General features: G+C 35.4%; 17 protein-coding genes and 1 tRNA gene. 3 read left to right on the top strand and 15 right to left on the bottom strand.

The window, feature by feature from the left end; genetic code table 11:
* Positions 1-241: 241 nt before the first annotated feature.
* From C7390_RS13170 to C7390_RS13160, 3 genes are read right to left on the bottom strand one after another with little or no spacing between them, the layout of a single operon-like run.
* Positions 242-2,404, bottom strand: coding sequence for a hypothetical protein (locus tag C7390_RS13170; RefSeq protein ID WP_318295708.1), 2,163 nt, complete (start codon positions 2,402-2,404; stop codon positions 242-244).
* Positions 2,391-3,311: an ABC transporter ATP-binding protein gene (locus C7390_RS13165; RefSeq protein ID WP_022501335.1), complete on the bottom strand. Its 921-nt coding sequence runs from the start codon at positions 3,309-3,311 to the stop codon at positions 2,391-2,393. The genes C7390_RS13170 and C7390_RS13165 overlap by 14 nt, the downstream gene beginning before the upstream one ends.
* A 17-nt stretch (positions 3,312-3,328) precedes the next feature.
* On the bottom strand, positions 3,329-3,700 hold the full coding sequence (locus tag C7390_RS13160) for a GntR family transcriptional regulator (protein ID WP_022501336.1): 372 nt from the start codon (positions 3,698-3,700) through the stop codon (positions 3,329-3,331).
* A 378-nt stretch (positions 3,701-4,078) separates the two neighbouring features.
* Between C7390_RS13160 and C7390_RS13155 the strand changes: the two genes are divergently transcribed.
* The 3 genes from C7390_RS13155 to C7390_RS13145 all read left to right on the top strand — a co-directional run bounded on the left by C7390_RS13155 (position 4,079) and on the right by C7390_RS13145 (position 6,266).
* Entirely contained in the window at positions 4,079-4,897 is an 819-nt protein-coding gene (locus C7390_RS13155; protein WP_055176539.1) for an Mrp/NBP35 family ATP-binding protein, read from the top strand.
* A gap of 10 nt (positions 4,898-4,907) precedes the next feature.
* Entirely contained in the window at positions 4,908-6,143 is a 1,236-nt protein-coding gene (locus tag C7390_RS13150; protein WP_318295707.1) for a glycosyltransferase, read from the top strand.
* Positions 6,144-6,184: 41 nt separating this feature from the next.
* Positions 6,185-6,266: transfer RNA gene (locus tag C7390_RS13145), tRNA-Leu, on the top strand.
* A 54-nt stretch (positions 6,267-6,320) separates the two neighbouring features.
* Here C7390_RS13145 and C7390_RS13140 read toward each other — a convergent pair.
* The 12 genes from C7390_RS13140 to C7390_RS13085 form a co-directional block, all read right to left on the bottom strand.
* Entirely contained in the window at positions 6,321-9,170 is a 2,850-nt protein-coding gene (locus C7390_RS13140) for an FtsX-like permease family protein (RefSeq protein ID WP_055307202.1), read from the bottom strand.
* Positions 9,167-9,847 (bottom strand): ABC transporter ATP-binding protein, encoded by a 681-nt coding sequence (locus C7390_RS13135; RefSeq protein WP_055307203.1) that lies wholly within the window; start codon positions 9,845-9,847, stop codon positions 9,167-9,169. The genes C7390_RS13140 and C7390_RS13135 overlap by 4 nt, the downstream gene beginning before the upstream one ends.
* Before the next feature lie 151 nt (positions 9,848-9,998).
* Positions 9,999-11,183 (bottom strand): sensor histidine kinase, encoded by a 1,185-nt coding sequence (locus tag C7390_RS13130; RefSeq protein ID WP_116444325.1) that lies wholly within the window; start codon positions 11,181-11,183, stop codon positions 9,999-10,001.
* Between the two features lie 16 nt (positions 11,184-11,199).
* Complete coding sequence (locus C7390_RS13125) at positions 11,200-11,871, bottom strand: response regulator transcription factor (protein WP_318295706.1); 672 nt, start codon at positions 11,869-11,871, stop codon at positions 11,200-11,202.
* A gap of 89 nt (positions 11,872-11,960) precedes the next feature.
* Positions 11,961-13,073 carry a Fic family protein gene (locus tag C7390_RS13120; protein ID WP_318295705.1) on the bottom strand — a complete coding sequence of 371 codons (1,113 nt, stop codon included), beginning with the start codon at positions 13,071-13,073 and terminating at the stop codon, positions 11,961-11,963.
* A 401-nt stretch (positions 13,074-13,474) separates the two neighbouring features.
* Entirely contained in the window at positions 13,475-14,401 is a 927-nt protein-coding gene (locus C7390_RS13115) for an AEC family transporter (protein ID WP_116444324.1), read from the bottom strand.
* 115 nt (positions 14,402-14,516) lie between these two features.
* Positions 14,517-15,581, bottom strand: coding sequence for a phosphotransferase enzyme family protein (locus C7390_RS13110; RefSeq protein WP_318295704.1), 1,065 nt, complete (start codon positions 15,579-15,581; stop codon positions 14,517-14,519).
* A 102-nt stretch (positions 15,582-15,683) separates the two neighbouring features.
* Entirely contained in the window at positions 15,684-16,943 is a 1,260-nt protein-coding gene (locus tag C7390_RS13105) for a class-III pyridoxal-phosphate-dependent aminotransferase (protein WP_116444322.1), read from the bottom strand.
* Positions 16,944-16,987: 44 nt separating this feature from the next.
* Positions 16,988-17,746: a helix-turn-helix domain-containing protein gene (locus tag C7390_RS13100; RefSeq protein ID WP_116444321.1), complete on the bottom strand. Its 759-nt coding sequence runs from the start codon at positions 17,744-17,746 to the stop codon at positions 16,988-16,990.
* Between the two features lie 44 nt (positions 17,747-17,790).
* Positions 17,791-18,462: a cytidylate kinase-like family protein gene (locus C7390_RS13095; RefSeq protein WP_090140766.1), complete on the bottom strand. Its 672-nt coding sequence runs from the start codon at positions 18,460-18,462 to the stop codon at positions 17,791-17,793.
* A 112-nt stretch (positions 18,463-18,574) separates the two neighbouring features.
* The gene (locus tag C7390_RS13090; protein ID WP_022501349.1) at positions 18,575-19,333 is read right to left on the bottom strand and encodes an amino acid ABC transporter ATP-binding protein; all 759 of its coding nucleotides are present in this window, start codon (positions 19,331-19,333) and stop codon (positions 18,575-18,577) included.
* Positions 19,334-19,358: 25 nt separating this feature from the next.
* The gene (locus C7390_RS13085; RefSeq protein WP_022501350.1) at positions 19,359-20,144 is read right to left on the bottom strand and encodes an amino acid ABC transporter permease; all 786 of its coding nucleotides are present in this window, start codon (positions 20,142-20,144) and stop codon (positions 19,359-19,361) included.
* Between the last annotated feature and the right edge of the window lie 38 nt (positions 20,145-20,182).

Raw genomic sequence — 20,182 nt, 5'->3', positions numbered from 1 at the left:
AATCAGCCGCGTTCCTGTCTTATCCCACTCCGATTTTTTATTCATTATCTACATAACCATTCCCTGCAATAACATAAAAATAAAGCTGTCACACTAAACTCAATCTATACATTATGCGGCTGTAAGCATACTGCCTTCTGCCTGCATATTATACAAATCACCATTTAGTGTAACAGCCCAATTACCATTTAATTATAGCTTTCTTATAATTGTATCATTCTTTAATTATAATTGTTAAACATTAATATCCCAACGACTTTAAAGTACTATAATCACTAAGTTGCATATAATACTTAACATTATTATAAGTATCCTCATCATAATAGCTTACTGATAATATAACCTTATCAGTATCAAAGGTCTTATCAAATGGATTGTCAAGTGCTTTTCTTATTTCACTGATAAGAGTCATATCTGATATATTACTGCTGTCCATATAATAATAATCGCCGTCTTTTATTGAATATATATACAATGTAAAATCATCATCATTGTCCGATTTATTCAATCGTTTACTTTCAAAGTTATCAAGATACTTTTTAAGCTTATTACTTGTCTCTGATATATTCTGTGATGCTACTTTATTAACTGCATTATAATAAGCATTTAAAGTCTTAGGAAGCTTATCACCTAATAATATCTGTGCTGAGTATGGTATTCCATTTCTTGTAAACGAAATGTATATATATGGCATACCACCCCTGTATCTTGATGAAATATCATTAATACAGCTATAATACTGTGTAAATGGAATACTGTTAATTTCATTAATGAAAGTTTCATACACTTCTTTAGCTGCTTCCTGTGTAAATATGCTATCCATAAATGAAAGCTTTGCATCTTCAAATGCTGGAAGATTCTTATATTCCTTACTTATATCCTGCATATTCTCGAACTTAGAAGCAAGCTTAACAACCTCTGACTGCTTAATGAATACTTTTCTGTATCTTCCAAATATGCCGTCTTTAATATACACATTATATTTTATATATTCTTCATTTTTTCTTCCATTATTATAATAACCTGCACTGATATCCTGTATATTCTGTAAATTATCCTCAATACTGTCTGCTACAAGCTTTATAACTTCTTCATCTGTTATCTTAAGTCTCCCTAATATATCCTCAAAATAATCTTTTTCTTCTGAATAACTGTAGGATAACATATTGTCGTTTACAATTGACATCTTTACATACTTTACCTTTGAAGTATCTGGAACGTACGAAAGCATCTGCCCAATTCCTGCATTAACAATCACTCCAAATACTGCCGCAAGGACGTAAGCCAGAATAATTGAAGGCATTGCTTTTATTATTCTGTGAAGTTTCCTGCTTGATATGACTTCATATATTATTACAACAAATGCAGCCACCACAAATGGAACTACTATATATTCAAGGAAATATCCACTGTAGCCGCCACGCTTTTCCCTTATATAAAGCATAACGCCAAGAACACTTATAACAAAACCGATTGCAGTTCTTATTGCAAACTGTAACTTCCAGCCAAGTGCCGGCTTACCTGCTGTCTCACTCTTTCTCTTAGTAAACAGCACACAGCCAAGAACAATATAAATAATGGCAAGAACCAGTGTATACATATTAGATGCAATTGACAAAAGCATCTGTGAAACACTTGACGATGTACTATATATCGAGTCAAACACACCAAGCACCTGTGCTGTAAGCATATTATAAGAATTATCAAGTATCCACACAGGACATTCCATAGTAGCTGTAGCAACTGAACCTGTAACTGTGATTGCGACAAGCAGTATAATAAATCTTGGAAGAAATACTATAAGTCCTGACACACATATATTGCTGAATATATTTCCTGTTATTGAACAAGCCAGTGCAATTGCCGCACTGCAAAGAAGTGCACATATAAATTCTGCAACATATATATGAATTGTTACACCATAATCAACTATAAAATAGTTCCTAAAAATGTGGTAGCCTATAAAGCTTGCCACAAAAGCTGTCAGCATTGATACTGCCTGCCAGAATGTAACTGCAGCGAACTTACTTATAAATAATGCCTTTCTTTTGTACGGAAGTGAATGGTAGAAATCACTTGTACTTCTTTTATTAAGAAATGACCACGCATAAAGAGCAAGTATCGGTGTTATAACCAATACAACAATCAGCAGCACTCCTTGTGATGATATCGGTGACACCAATGATGTATAAGGCGATGACATATTAATAACTTCTGTGCCACTCTCTGCTGCAGCATTAGCGGCATTTATCATTTTTTTAATATTAAGTCCTTCTATGATAATTGGAAATCCTGATACAAATGCCACAACTGCTAAAGATATAAATCCAATCACCTTTAACTGTATTACTGTCTGCCAGAACAGCTTTAAACTAAATACATTTTTATTATTAGTATTGTCCATCAAGTTCCACCTCCAATGCTGTATCAAATTCATAACCTAACGCTTCCATCTCATAAGTAAATACTTCTTCTAATGTAAGCGGAAGCACATCAAGAACAAGCGGATTTAACTTACTAAGCTTCTCAACAGTTGTATCTCTGTCGCCATTAATAATCATATTGGCAACAGAACCTTCCTGTCTGTATCTTATTATGTTAAATTCATCAAATGTACTTCTTGAGAATTCATTCCTGAATGCAACCTGAATTTTAAACTGTGATGTCTTTAATTCAAGCACGTCACTGTCAAGTACAAGACCTCCTCTGTGCAGTAATGCAAGATGGTCACATATATCCTCAAGCTCCCTTAATGAATGTGAAGTCACAATAACAGTTGCATTATATTCAATAACATCATTGCATATAAGCTTTTTAACAAGATTTCTCATAACAGGGTCAAGCCCGTCAAATGTCTCATCAAAGAACATATACTTTGCCCTTGTAGACAATGCCAGTATAATAGCCGCCTGTCTTTTCATTCCTTTAGAAAAATTACCTATTGGCTTTGCTGGATTTAACTCGAAAAGCTCTGTAAGCTTATTAAATCTTTCCCAATCGAACTTTTCATATATTGATGCATACAGCTTTGCCATTTTATTCATATTCGTACCTGGCAGAAAGAATAATTCATCTGCCACAAGAACTACATTTTCCTTAATCTTAGGATTTTCATATATTGGGGCATCATCTATATATGCCTCACCCTTTTCCGGCTTATATATACCTGCAAGAACTCTTAAAAATGTTGACTTTCCTGCACCATTAGAGCCGACCATTCCGTATATACAGCCGTCACTGATGTTACAAGTAATATTATCAAGTGCAACAAAGTCTTCAAAATTCTTGCTGACTTCCTTAACCTTAATCATCACAAGCCCTCCCTTATTTATTCTATTTCTTCATATACCTTATTAACATTTTCAATAATCTCATCTTTAGAAATACCTGCTAATGCAAGCTCCCTTACAATCTGGTTTAACTTAGGAAGCTTCTCCCTTACATTAACTCCCAAAGCTTCAAGTGCGTCAGGCGATATAAATGACCCTTTACCCGGAACTGTGACTATCATCTGTCTTCTGTCCAGCTCTGAATACGCTTTCTGAATTGTATTAGGATTAGTTGACAGTTTAACTGACAGACTTCTTACAGATGGCATTTTATCTCCCTCTTTAAGAATTCCAGTCATTATCTGCTCCTCAACCTGATTTATAATCTGTTCATATACAGGCACTCGCGACATGACATCTATAACGAACATCGTATTACCAATCCTTTCTAATGTTTAATTCATATTGATTATAATTTATCTATAATTGTTATTAACTATCATAAGTCTTATAGATCTTATAATTACTACCAGTATTCTATACCAGTTATCCATTGCAATGTATTAACTGTACTATATTAATTAGTGCAGTTGTTATGATTAATATATTATATACCTTGAATTTTGTCAATATGAAATTAATTAGTATATTTGCATAACATCTTCCTCTTTGATTAACACTTAAATTATGCTACAATAATTCTAATTATGACGTGTCACAGGTAAATATGCTTTTCTTCGCTAAGAAACCGCTGTTTATGCCCCTGACACTCACATTATTAACAATTATTAATACAGGAGGATTATCTAATGAGCGAAGCATGTTCACATAACTGTTCAAGCTGCGGTTCTGACTGTAGCGAAAGAACAGCACCACAGAACTCAAGAAATGATAATAATAAAAATGTAAAGAAAGTTATAGCTGTTGTCAGTGGTAAGGGCGGTGTCGGAAAGTCACTTGTAACTTCACTTCTTGCGGTTAAAGCACGCCAGTCTGGTCTTAAAACTGCCATTCTTGATGCTGATATAACAGGACCATCTATCCCTAAATCTTTTGGTCTTTCAGGCAAGGCAACCTGCAATGAAGAAGGTACAATAATATACCCACCAGAAACCCGCACAGGTATCAAGACTATGTCACTTAACTATCTTCTTGATAACGAAACCGACCCTGTTATATGGAGAGGTCCTGTTATCGCCAGTGCTGTTAAGCAGTTCTGGGAAGAAGTAGCCTGGGAAGATACAGACTGTATGTTCATCGACTGCCCACCGGGAACTGGCGATGTTCCACTTACTGTATTCCAGACACTCCCGGTTGACGGAATTGTTGTTGTAACATCACCTCAGGATCTCGTATCTATGATTGTTGAAAAGGCTGTTAATATGGCTAAGATGATGGATATTCCTGTTATCGGAATTGTAGAGAATATGTCATATTTCAAATGTCCTGACTGTGGCAATATCCACTACATTTACGGAAAAAGCAATATTGATAAGGTTGCCGAAGATATGGGCATTAAAAATGTTGCTAAAATGCCTATAGACCCACACGTTGCTGAATATATCGATGCAGGACGTGCTGAGGAGCTTGATGCCTCTGCACTTGATACTATATTCAAAGATATTTAAGGATTATATTATGAAAAGGATAATAATGTTTAAAGGTGGAGTTGAAACACTTGAGTTCTTCTCTGTTGAAATAGCTGAATATTTAGAAAGCAAGGGATACGAAATATTCTGGTACAACCTGCTTTTATCAAAGAACAGCTTTAATGAGCTTATGCACTATTATAATAATCACTGCAATGAACAGCTCTATGCAATTACCTTTAACTTTGAGGGACTTGAGGGCGAAGAAGGGTTATATAACAATGATGGCTGGAACTTCTGGGACTATTCTGGTGTTACAGTTATTAATATCGTTGTTGACCACCCTTTATATTACAATCAGTTTCTTAAAGCTCTGCCTGAACATTATCGTCAGGTCAATATTGACCATATGCATATTGATTATATGAAACGCTTCTTTCCCGATGTTGATGTATATTTTATCCCATCTGCCGGAACCGAGCTCAATAAACACAGAAAGCTTATTAAAGATTATGATTACCTGCCAATGTGCCAACGTCCAATCGATGTAATATTTACAGGCAATTACACTCCTAAGCATATTCTAAGAAAGCAGCTTAATAATATGGAACAGGATTATATTGATTTCTATGAAAGTGCCTTAGAACGCCTTATTATGTCACCAGACCTTACTATTGATGAGCTCTCAGAAATGTGTCTTAAAGAAGAATTTCCAGAAATAACTGATGAACAGCTCGCCAACTGTATGCCGCCAATGATGTATGTTGACCTTTCTGTAAGATTTCACTACAGACAGCTTGTTATCCGTATGCTTGCAGACTCTGGAATAAAGCTTAATACATATGGTGCCGGCTATAATTATATAGAATGTAACCACCCTGAGAATATCATTATGCACGGCGATGTTAATTCCCAGAAATGCCTTGATATGATAAGCCAGTCCAAAATATCACTTAATGTAATGCCCTGGTTTAAAAATGGCATTCACGACCGTATATTTAACAGCTGTCTTAATGGTGCTGTCAGCCTCTCTGACTCATCTATATATATTGATGAATTATTCACCGACAGACAGAATATAATATTGTATGACCTTAATATGTTAAGGGATTATGAGCTTTCCGGGTATGACCTTAATATCACCAAGCCTCTTACAGACTATATTAAAGAATTATTAGCAGACGACAATAAGCTTCAGGCTATTGCTGATAACGCTTACAGCCTGTGCCATAACAGGCACGACTGGAAAAACAGAGCCTCCATTATAGAGGCCCTGTTAAGATAAGTTGACTATTTTTTTATTATATGTTAAAGTAGTATTCGCTTGCGGATGTGGCGGAACTGGCAGACGCGCTAGATTTAGGTTCTAGTATCGTACGATGTGCAGGTTCGATTCCTGTCATCCGCATTTTTTATTTTAAAATATTTATATTTTGATTATATCTTTAATTCTAATTATATTTTAGTATCCTTTGATTATCTTATGTATTACAAGATACTCTGCCACAAGCGTTACTGGTGCAAGTATTATACACCACAGCGATAACACGATACATTCCTTCATACAGATTTTCTCTATTACTTCCCTGTCTGCACCTGTATTCCTCATAACACGTATTATATCTTTATACTGTTTCATTCTCGTTACAAGAATAACCAGAGATACTGCTATATACACGAATACTGCTGCCGCCAGAGATACTCCATATAATATGTAATTGACTATTGCTTCCCTTCTGGCATCATCTTTATCATCTGAATACACATAATATGAAAATCCTGCTGGTCCAAGATATGATTGCAGATTATTGCCTGTAGAAAGATTTACCGAATCTAAGCTGTACTTTACATTAATCTGGTTGTATTTCATTGCAAGTGTAATTGTTTCTGGTAATTCTTCCATACCAAGCAGATTTCTAAGCAATTCATTCTGGCGGTCTACGGCCCGTTGTCCAAGCTTATTAGAAGCTACCATCGTATATTTGGCATACTCAGGTATATACTCTTTTAATCTTTCCTTTATTTCATCATTAACATAGACTACATTAGCAGCCCTTGTCACTGCCGCCGGTGCAAAAAGAGTATCATATTCATATTCATTTAAAATAGTATTTCCAACGATACCTTCAGCAACTGACCTGCTGACCTGAATATTTTCATCTATATTCATTATTTCCCTGCACCTTTTATCAAGCTCTTCTGTGGTTATATCAGAAGTAAGATAATCCTCATTAAATGACTTGTAATTATCATTAACCGTTATCATTCCATTATTATACATATATTCATATAAATTTTCGTAATATTCACCACCATAAGAACTGTCATAAGATGTAGAACCTTTTGGAAAGCTGCAATAATTCATAAGATTTATCTTCGTATCTTTGCCAATTGTACTATCATACCCTCCATGTATATTGGGTTCTTCAAATACAATTACCGCATCGCCATTACAGAAATCTTCATAACTAAAATCGCAATCCTTAGCATAATCTATCAGTATATTATAGATTTCATAAGATGGCTCAACATACTCAGCCGCATACAGATAATTATTATTTACTGACTTAGCCTCCTGTATATTCCAGCCTTCCCAGGTCCACATCCTTGACGTTTCAAAACAGGAATACTGCACATCTTTTATTCCGGATATTCCCTTTATATAATCTATTATGTGCTCATCTATTCCCTGATACATATAGGCATCTGCATACTTTTCAATAACCACATTGCCATATGTATAAATTATTCCACTGTCATTGTTCTGTGGTATATTTTTTGACCTCTGAAAATATTCTTCTTTTGTTACATTATCAACTTTGCCATTCTGCTCAGCTATTAATAAATAACTGCTGTCTTTACTGAATTTCTCCTTCATCTCATTGGTCCATATTGCAACAGGGTTATATATATAATTAATATTATAATAGCCTTTTTTATCAACCTTTTTAAAAGCTATTATATCTGAACTCTTTGTGATATTATTATAGTTTTTATATGTTACAGATATGTTCATAGCACATACAACTATTATTACTAGCATTAATATGCCAAATACCCTTGTAAGTATATTCTGGACTGCTCCGTGCGACTGCATAAGCCTTTTATGCGTGTAACATATATAATTATCCTTATTGATTGACTTACTGCGTATCCTTGGTTTCTTATACTTTCTAACCCTGTAAGACTGTCCCCTGCTTCTTTTACTCCATTGAATTATATTGATGACACAGCACATAATTACAGCTATTATAAATGTCAGAAATGTATTAACATACACACTATTATCTATTGAGTAGAACTCAAAACCACATTTGTGTTCAATAAATATACATACCGCTTTCCCTGCAACTATTGAAAAAATCAGACATAACAGCAATGAACTTATCAATATAACAGCATTTTCAATTATAATTATAAATGCCATCTGTACATTGCCTGCACCTATGTTCTTAACAATACTGCGTGTCCTGCTTCTTGCTTTATTATACGATATAAGCTGATATATTATTGCTGCTATGGCAAGTATCATAACAACTATGTACATATATTTATATACATAATTATCCTTCCACGGCTTATAATCATATACACTGCTGTTATATGTAATATATATAGGACTTACCTTCTGCTCAATTCCATTGTATATATCCCTATAATCCTCTTTGATGTAATCATTAATAGGATAAATAAATATACCGCCGCCATATCTGTTAATGGCTTTTCCCTCACTCTCAGTTACAATGATACCTGGAAGCTTATCACCGCCCTGCCACACATCTGTGTAACTGTTAAGTATTCCAACAAGCTTATATGTCTTAGTTAATTTATCAGAAGTTCCATTCAGATATGTATCAATAACTATATCCTGTCCAATATCACTGCCCTGTTCAAGCTTTATAAGTGTACTCCACTCAACTGCAATCTCATTATCCTTTGCTGGCATTCTTCCTTTATTAAGCTTTATATTACCTATCTCAATAAATCTGTCTGACAACGTGCCAATACTTATATCAGTCTTTCCCACCGAATTATATACATAATTATTAACCTGTGCCAGACCGGCAGTTCCAAGATACGGATGATTTTTCAAATCATTATTTTCAGCCTTGACTGAGCCCTCATACATTACATACCAGCTTCCAAAACGGCTCTTAGCTGACTGTATCTGCCATTTATACATATTGCTCTGGAATATAAGTGTTCCAGCTACAAATGTAAAAGCTATAAATATAACCACCGAAGTTCTTAATACTTCTTTCCACCTTTTACGCAGTCCTTTGAGGCAGTATTCCAGCAATTCTATGTTCATACAACCACCTCCGATGATACATTTCCATCTACAATACTCAATACCCTGTCTGCATATCCAGCCATCTGCTTATCGTGTGTTACCATAATAATAGTCTGGCGGTATTTACTTGCCGCTAATGCAAGCATTGCAGCTACATTTTCTGAACTTCCTGCATCAAGATTACCAGTTGGTTCATCAGCATATACAACAGCCGGATGATTAATCAATGCCCTTGCTATTGCCACCCTCTGCTGCTCACCCCCTGACATCTCATACGGATATTTCTCATAACAATATTCTATCTGCAACGAACTCATCAATTCCCTTACTTCGTCCCCGTCAATGTCTTTATTGTCAAGAATTAATGGCAGGACTATATTCTCATACGCTGTATATTCTGGTATAAGGCTGTAATCCTGATATATATATCCGATATTCTCACGTCTGAACTTTGATAACTGCTTATCCTTAAGTTCAGCTATATTAATGCCATCTATACATACATTACCCTCATCTGGCTTATCAAGCGTTCCTAATATTCTTAAAAGTGTCGATTTACCCGAACCACTCTTTCCTACTATCGCAGTAAATTCACCTTTCTTAATATTAATGTCGCATTTTTTCAATGCGTGTACCTCAACCGTTCCAGTATGATAGGTTCTGCATATACCCTCTGCTTTCAATATGTATTCCATCTTCACACCTCCTTATCTTTTGTTATCAGGCTTGTCCGCTGTACTTCATCACTACACAATGTCCTGCTTCCCGCCTGTCTGATTACTGAAAGTTTTTAATTTATTATTTATTGCTATGACTGTATTATATATTGCACGACTTACATACGGCTTACAATTTGCCCTTAAATTTATATAATGGCAATATTATTTTAAATTGTGCCCCGCCATACTTATCACTATTGCCTGCCCTTATATTTCCGTGGTGTGCTTCTATTATAAGTTTCGACAGGTTAAGTCCTATTCCTGCGTGGAATTCGTCCTGACTTTTCCTGCTCATAAATCTGTCAAATATCCCCGCCACATCACAATCCTGTATTCCATCACCGTTATCAGATATAGTTATCATACATACCTCTGAATTACTGCTTATATCTATATAGACCATACCGCCCTTCTTCTGGTTAATATGTTCATAACAGTTACTTATAACATTAATCAACGCCTCTAAAAGCCAGCCCTCATCTGCATACATCTTTCTATGTCTGTCTTCATTGCCATAATTAACCGACACTTTCTGCTTATCATCAACCGAACACTCCACACTCTCCTCAACTATATAATCAATAACTATCTCATCTGATGAAAGTGTGATTTTTCCTGACTCTATACGGCTTATGTCTAGTAATTTCTTAATAAACATCTTAATTTTAAATGTATTCTTCGTACAATCTGTTATCAGTCTGCATATATCTTCATTAATGCCGCATAATTCCTGTATCATCTCAAGCTTCATTGTAATTACAGACAGCGGTGTCTTAATCTGATGTGCTATATTCTCAACAAACTCCTGCATTTTCTTATATTGTATTTTATTATACTCCTGCTCTTTATTAAGCTCCTCCTTCAAAGAAACATTCTTTCCTGCAATCAGCTTAATCTGTCCCATATAATCTTTCTTGCCAATCTTATAACAGCTGATAAGACCGTATATAAGAATTACAGCAAGTATTAAAGATATTACAATATAACTTACAAGCTCTCCATTTATCCTTAATAAATATGTGTAGCCTTTAGCTGAATAACCTGCCGCAAGCATTGCATTAGAGCCTGCCTGTAACGTATACTTATTAATATTAAGATACATCAGGTTATTAACAAGCTGTACTGCCGAATTCTCATCTGACAAATAAAGAGCTCCAACAAGAGCCCTTTGTTTAATATTATAATATACAATTAACGACACTATTATAATCACACTTACAGCCATTACTCCTAACACGAAAAATGTCTGTTTTATTCTATAATTTCTTACGTTTTTCTTAACATCTTCTTCTGTAATTCTAACTATTCCCATAGCTTTCCCCCTCTTTTTATATTATCCAGCGGTATCCTACATTTCTTATTGTTTCAATATATGGAATATGCTCATCTGAGAATGTTCCAAGCTTTGCTTTTAATCTGCTCATTGTAACTGTCAGTGTGTTATATTCCACATAATTGCCGTGCATATCCCACAGTCTGTCAAAGAACACATCACGCCTTACAACCCTGCCTTTATTCTCAATCAATATCTTTATAATATCCCATTCATTTGATGATAGCTTAAGCTCTTTGCCGTCACGATAAAGCTTATACTGGTCAAAATGCACTGACAGGCTTCCTTTATTATAGACATCACCTGAATTCATATCTCTTCTTCGCAGATTGGCACTTATTCTTGATAACAGCACCGCATTATGAAATGGTTTCGTCACATAGTCATCTCCACCCATATCAAGCCCTTTTATAATAGATTCCTCATCATCGCACGAGGTAATAAATATAATCGGTGCATCGCTGTTATGTCTTATTCTTTCACAAATGTCAAACCCATCACCATCAGGAAGCTTCACATCAAGCAGATACATATCATATATATCCGTATGCTCATCAAATTCTTTAACACTTCCCGACGTTATAACGTCATAATTCTTTAAGATAAGCAGTTCCTTTAATGTCTCCCTTAATTCCCTGTCATCTTCCACAATCATTATCCTGTACACTAACCCCACCTCTTTTACTCTCACTAATTCTCTTAACATTGTAATAATTGTAATATGATTAATATTAACATATATAGCTTGCAATCAGCTTACAAAATGTTCTTTAATATTGTATCTGCATTACTTATTGTGTAATCTGTCAATCTATACGCCATAATTCTTACCCCTGTAATAACAGGAACTACAAATCCATTAGAATATAATTTCGCACATCTGTTAATAACGGTCTTATTAGTAACTTTCAATGCTCCTGCCACATCAACAGGCTTAAATTCATACATTTTATTCTCTATTAAATATGCTAATAATTCTTTATCCTTCTTATTAAGATAAGATAAATTAACTTGTTCACTCTGCTTATTGGTTTCCATTGATAACTCGCAGACCTTATTAGAATATAATTCCATCATTCTCAAAAAATACGTTATCCATATCTCTGGATGAGGTGGATTTTCGCGCCCCATATAGTACAATGCTGGCAGACCCATTTGTAATGAACTATAGTATTCATCTGAGTCATATGCAAAATATTCCTCTAATGAGCCTATACCCTGAAATCCATAACCATAATAATCTAATATATATCCTGAAAGCAGTCTCGCTGTTCTTCCATTACCATCTTCAAATGCGTGTATTGTAATTATCTGATAATGAACAATTGCCGCTATAATAAGTGGATGGTCATCAGTTGTATTAACATACTCAACAAGTTCATCTAATAATTCAGGTATCTCATTATACTCTGGTGGTATATATTCTGCTTCCTGTGTCTCAGAATCATACACAGCAAATAAATATCCCGGCGGCATTGCACCCCTTAAACCTATTTTTTCTTTAGATGCCCCTTTTTCTACAATTGACTGGACCTTTAATATAAGTTCCTTTGTAAATGGTGCTTTCTTAGCTATCTGCTCCTCAAGATAATTCAGTGCCATATAATAATTACGAACTTCCTGCTCTGGCTTTAAAAAATGCTTATGCTCATCTTTATCTATAACATCGCTTACCTGCTTTTCCGTCAACGGATTTCCCTCTATTTTATTAGAAGCATACGAACTCTTTTTCTTAGAATTCTTACGAAGTTTATTTCTCGTAATAGCTGGTATTTTTATATTATTAAGCGTAAATTTATTCTGTTCAATATTAGTTATCATTCGTACAATATCGTTATTTAAAACAGCCTTTATCACTAATAACATCATCTCCTTACATATATCCTCATAAATATATAATACAATCCCCCTCATATTTTTTCCACTAAAATTACACTATTATTACACTATTTTTCACTAAAATTACACTATTTCCCTCTAAAATTACATTATCCCCACAATACATCTACACTATCCCAAAAATTGAGCATAAAAAAATCACGGGGATATTTTCTAAGAGAAATATCACCGTGCCTCCTACGCAACACGTAAATATCGCCAACGCACAGTCGTGCGAGGCTGTTATATTACAAGCTGGGTGCTTTTGCAGCCGTCGGCACTTAGCGGCTGTCCTTTAGCCGCTTACGTGTCCGCTACGGCTACAAGCAGCGAGAGCGTGCCCAGCGGTAATATAACACCCTCGCACAACGTCCGTCTTGTCTTATATTTACCTACCTCCCCATAGTCCCCATCACCACAAGTGACATAATAGGAATCATAAGTATCGTAGATATCGGATTTAACGCCGCCGCTATATCGGTAGATACACCCAGCCTCTCGCTATATATTATTGACACAGCCGCTGATGATGCGAACATTGCCGCCGCTAATATCTGTCTCATAACTAGCGGTGCCGGAAGTACGCAATATATAAGCACAGCTGCAATAATACCAATAACATAACGCATTGAAAGCAGTGTTATCACTTCTTTTGCAGACTCTCTGCTCATATGAAGTTCTAATGACACACCTATCATTATCATTGTAAGAAATCCGTTTCCTTTTCCACAGAAATCTGCTGCCATCGTTACAAAATCCGGAAGCCTGCAATTAAGAAATGACAGTATTGTCATAATCATATATGTATCAAATGGAACTGATGTTAACAATCCTTTTAAAATTGTTAATACATAATTATCATTTTTATCTTTACTGCCTCCATTAAGTCTCATTTTGCCTATTGCATAGGTTGTTCCCAATGTATAAAAAGAATCTCCGACATCAAACATACATAGATAAGGCACACCTGCTGGATAAAAGGTTGATAAGAATGGAATTGCAATACAGGCCATATTAAATCCCGAAGCATTAACCGAATATATTGCCTTTAATTCAGGACTTTTATCAGCCGAAACTATCTGTCCTGATATCACCATAACCGTATTAACCAGAAATCCCAGCAGTATCGCTATTACATAGTATACATTTACTTCTGCCCCAGCGAAGCTGCTTATTAAAGAAGCTGGCAGAGTAATATAAAATATCAGGTTTGACAACACCTTTTTGTCTTCTTTATGAAACAGCCCTGCTCTTTTTAAAATATACGACATCACCATAGTCAGCAGATACACAAGTGCAGTCATAACAACATTTACCATACTTCACCAGCTCCTACACAAATATATTATTTACTCTGTACCCATAACCCCAGTCTCAGGAATTATGTTACCACCATCTATTATATTGGCTGTGCCTGTAACATACTCTGCATCATCACTTGCAAGACTCTAAGAATTTCTTTGCAATTCCATAGCCTATTCCGCCAGCCGCACCCGTAATAACAGCTACCCTGGTATTGGCTTTTAACCACTCCTTAGCCATATCGATAGTGACATCAAGATATTCATCATCTACAGTCTTGGCTGTGTCACTGTCACTATGAGTCGCAAGCCACGCAAGTCTTGTAATACGCCTTAATAATACGAACATCGGTATAAACTTCTTGTCTTCGTCTGATAATTTTCTTACTTTCTCATAGCCTCTTACCCACGCTCCTTCAAGCTTTGTCAGATTTCCCGAATAAGTAACAAGTGCACAGCCCATATCATACATATAAAATCCATAACCGCTGTCATCAAAATCTATTATCTGGTTGACACCATTATTATTAATCACATTATAAAAATGTAAATCTGCGTGGATAAGTCCGAATTTTTCATTGCTTCTGCCATAATGATTAAGTTTGTCCTTCATTACAGATGTACATTTTTCAAGTATCCTGTACTGCTCTTTAGTTAAAGCCTTATAATCACGCCACGAGCCCCATATTCCATCGTTATTGTCGCCAAAAAGATTGTTGATATCCCAGTAAAATCTCTTAATAACAACACTCTTATCTCTATTAATTGACTGCATATGAAGCTTCGCTGTTATTTCTCCAAGGCTTTCAAGTCCTTTTATAAGTTCGTCATCTTTAAGCTCACCAAGTGGACTTCCTTCAAGAAATGATATAACTGAAACATATACTTCTTCACCAGAAAATGTAGTTATTTTTTGAAGAAATCTGCCATCCCTGCCACGATATACGACTGGAAGTTCTACGTCCGTATCACGGTGGATTTCGTCCATCCATAATATTTCACCTTCCAGTTCTTCTATATTGTGATACCCCGGTCTGTGTATACGCAATACTACAGGAAAAGCTTCTTTAAATGTAATTTTGAATATAACATTTTCTGAATATTTCAATAACTTTACATCATAATCTTTATCAAAATCATACAGTAATAATAAATTATCTCTTACATCTTTTTCTAATGCCTGTCGCGTATCATTCATATAGCCCTCTTTTCCGCACATACATAATTCACTTAGAACTTTCCTGAAAAATCACAATGAGTATCTTAAAATATCCTGCTTTAACTAATCTTTACTTCTAACCTACTTTGAAAGTGCCTGTGCAAGACCCTTATCTATTTTTTCAAATAATTCGTCCATAAATGCATCATCACACAAAAGTCCTAACTTTAACTGCAATGTATCAGGGTGGAGTCTTGAATTGTGTGACCATACGCCGTTATCAAATAATGGCTTGCATACTGTCTTGCTTGCATCTTCACAGTCAAAATTAATACCCATAATTACACCACGCTGTGTATAACCTGTAATAAATCCATCATATTTATCAATAAGTGCATTAACTCTTTCTGTAAGAATCTTGGTATTCTTATTAATATTATCAACTGTTTCTTTTCTTGTTGATATTTCAAGAACCTTCATCGCAACAACACAGCCTAATTCTGAATTACCACAGGTAGAACCGTGCATTCTTCCTATATCAAACATCCAGCTTGCCGCTTTTTTGTTCATAACCGTTGCTGATATTGGATATATTCCACCTCCAAAGCCTTTAGCTGTTGTAATCATATCCGGAACGAAGCCCTCGTGTTCAAAGCACCACATTTTTCCGGTTCTCATAAGACCTGTCTGTGTTTCATCTGCTATATACAATGTTCCATATTTCTCGCAAAGCTTCTTAACACCTGCAAGATAGCCCTTATCTGGAATTGGGAAGCCATAAGTTGCAAGAAGTGATTCTATAATTACACACGCTACATCTTCTTTCTTAAGCTCTGCCTCCATTGCATCAAGATCATTAAGGGGAACTTGTACGAATTCTCCAGGTGCTCCCTGACAAAGAAATGGATCTTTAAATCTTGCATCTCCTGTCGATACTGAAAGACCTGTATGTCCATGATAACAGCCCTGAATTGATACAACTCTCTTTCTTTGTGTAGCATATCTTGCACTCTTTATTGCAAGGTCAACTGCTTCACCACCACAGGTTGAAAAGCATGCATAATCAAGTCCGTCAGGACAAAGGCTTGTCAACTGCTCCGCAAGCAGTGCCTTGGTTATTCCTGTAAAATGGTGATTACCTATATCCAGCTCTGTCATAGCATCTGTTAAAGCACCTATAATCTCTTTATTTCTATGTCCTAAGTTGTATGTACCACCATTAATATGTATATCTAAGAACTTTCTGCCATCCAGATCCCAGAAATAATAGCCCTCTCTTTTGCCCATAACGATAGCCATATCCCTGTCAATCCATTCCTGTGTCTTTCCAACATTCCAATGTGCCAAACTTTTCTTTAATATATCTTCCTTAGTAATATCTGGATTATTAATATAACTCATAGACTACCTCTTTTCTATAACACTTATGTTACTGCTGCCATTAACTATACTATCTTATACTGGCTGTTGGCCCTCTCAAACCTGCTCGGCGTAAGTGAAGTATTTTTCTTGAAATCCTTTATAAAATGTGCCTGGTCATAATATCCAAGCCTTTCGTATATCTCATAAGTAAGACTGTTCTGCAAATAATATATTGCCTTCTGTATTCTTATTATTTCCGCATATTTTTTCATAGAAACGCCAACAGCTTCCTTAAACACACGGTCAAGATATCTCTGGTTGTAGCCTACCTCTTCGGCTATCTTTGCAATATTTATATTGCCCTTACCCTTATGAATAATGCCTGCTATGCTTGCAATAATATTTTTCTTATCTGCAAAATGCCTGTCATACCGGAAATTATCCATAAAAATATCCACCATTTTTTCAAAATCATCTTCATTTTGAAGCATAGATGATATATTCTGTATATCATCTATATAAGCAAGGCATTTTCTGTCACATACTATGTCCGAAATATACTCTTTCATAAAATCTGGAATTACACCTGGTTCAAATTTAACTGCAAAAGTTTTCCTGCTTCCACTTATATATGCAGGGCTGACCTTAGTATGTGTTCCGCACGCATATGGAACATATCTGCCCTTTTCATATATAAACTGTATGTCTATGCAGGCATCAGGAATTGCATATATATCTTTCCTGCAATTATCAACTTTATATATCTTATTAATATAACCATCTTGTATTATGGTCTCTGTATATTTAACACCTTCTGATATAAGATAAGTCTTAACCTGCATAGTAACACCTTCTTTCTTATGTGCACTTAACTTCAGGCTTTTTATTAAGCTTCCTGTGTGCTTCCTGTATTAGTGCATTTTATATTAAAATCTGGATATTTTATCTTTATATAATCTTCAACAAGCTTTACAGCACCCTCAAATCCCACTCTTTCCGTATTTATAGTAAGATCATAGTTCACTGGGTTAGTCCAGTAGTTGCCTCCTGTATAATGTTCATAATATTCTGCACGGTATTTATCTGTCTGTGTAATTGACCTTGCCGCTGTGGCTTCATTAACACCCATTCTGTTCATAATCTCTTTAAGTGTAAATCTTCGTGGTGCTTCAATATAAAGGCTTATAACATTAGGTCTGTCCTTTAATATCCAGTCAGCACATTTTCCGACAATCACACAACTTTCTGTATCGGCAAGCTGTTCTATAATCTGTTTCTGGTACTCAAATAACTTCTCATCTGATACAAACTTCCTGTCCTCTACTTTAGGAGAACGCTGCATTGGAAGTCCTTTAAGAAATGCCGAAAATACATTCTGGCTTCTCAATTTCTCATTAACCTCTGCAAATACTTCCTCATCAAGTCCGCTCATCTGAGAGGCAAGCATAAGTATTCTGTTCTCATAACAATGTATTCCCAAATCATCTGCTATCTGCTTGGCAATTCTTTTTCCACAGCTGCCAAAGCCTCTTGCTACTGTAATAACCAAATTATCCATAATAATCCTCTTTTCTGCACGCGTTTCCTGTGCAAGTCAAGTTAGTGCCTGCTCACTTTGTTACATATATTCCACTATTACTTATATTTCGCTGTTACTTAAATTACCATTATTAAGCACCCTTCTTTACGCCGCTTTCCATATATCTTGTTAAGAATGTTCTTGTTCGTTCATTCTTAGGATTAGTAAATAATATATCCGGACTTTCGTCCTCAACAACATATCCGTTATCCATAAATATTGTTCTTGTTGATACATTTTTTGCAAATTCCATCTCGTGTGTTACAATTATCATTGTAAGTCCCTCATCTGCTAACTCTTTCATAACATTAAGGACTTCTCCTACCATCTCTGGGTCAAGTGCTGAGGTAGGTTCGTCAAATAAAAGTACCTCCGGATTCATACAAAGACCTCTTGCAATGGCAACTCTCTGTTTCTGTCCACCTGATAACTGTGCCGGCTTGGCATTGATATATGCTGCCATTCCAACCTCTCTTAAATGCTTTATAGCCCTAAGTTTAGCTTCTTCCTTGCTAAGATGAAGTATCTTCTGTACACCAAACATACAGTTCTTTAATACCGTCATATTATTAAACAGGTTAAATGACTGGAACACCATTCCAACCTGTGACCGGTATTTGGAAAGTGAGCTTTGTGTATTCTTAACCTCTTCCCCATGAAATAATATTTTGCCACCTGTAGGTGTTTCAAGGTGGTTAATACAACGTAACAATGTTGATTTGCCTGAACCTGAAGAGCCTATAATACATACAACCTCACCCTTTGATATTTCAAAATCTATCTTTTTTAATACTTCGTGGTCACCAAATGACTTTACGAGATTTTCTACTTTAATAATTGACTCTGCCATAATAACCTCCATTCCTGCCTGCTTATCACTCATTATCAAGGAATTCAGTTGCAAGCTCATAATCGCTTCGTCCCTGTAACTTCTTTTCAACAACCGCAAATATTCTGTTAAATACAAAACATAAAACAAAATAAATGATTGAAATTACGATATATGATTCAAAATATTTGTAATATGCACCACCTGCTGTCTTTGCCATAAGGAACAGCTCCGATACACCAATAACGTTTAATACTGATGTCATCTTCAAATTATTAACAAATGTATTACACATCTCAGGTATTACATTCTTTAATGCCTGTGGAACGATTATGTAAAGCATTGCCTTGAAATGTGACATTCCCATAGCGAGTGCTCCTTCCTCCTGTCCTGCATCTACTGACTTAATACCTGCTCTTACTGTTTCACCCATATAAGCTCCGGTATTAAGTGTTGTAACAAGAATACCTGCAATAATTGAAGTTATCATTATGTCATTCTGTCTTAAGCCATAGTAAATAACCATTCCCTGAACAATCATTGGGGTATCCCTGAATATTTCAACATATACAACTACAATTATCTTTAATATTCTTATCAGGATCTTCTTTACTATATTGTCTTCTTTATGTATCTGTACTGTATTGATTATTCCTACTGCAAAACCAAGAATAAATCCTAATATTGTACCTATAAGTGACACATAAAGTGTTACCCAGGTAGCTTTTAAAAATAGTGTTGAGTATTTATTAAATATAAACCAGCTCCATTGGAACAGTGTTCCATCAGCACCTGGCGTATTGGCCGCTAATGCCACTATTGAACTATACATACCTTTACCTCCCATACATTTAATTATAAAAAGGAATG

Origin of the sequence: Bacteroides galacturonicus (genome assembly GCF_003096855.1) — a bacterium.
Classification (GTDB): domain Bacteria; phylum Bacillota; class Clostridia; order Lachnospirales; family Lachnospiraceae; genus Lachnospira; species Lachnospira rogosae.
This window is presented reverse-complemented; position numbering and strand designations above follow the sequence as displayed.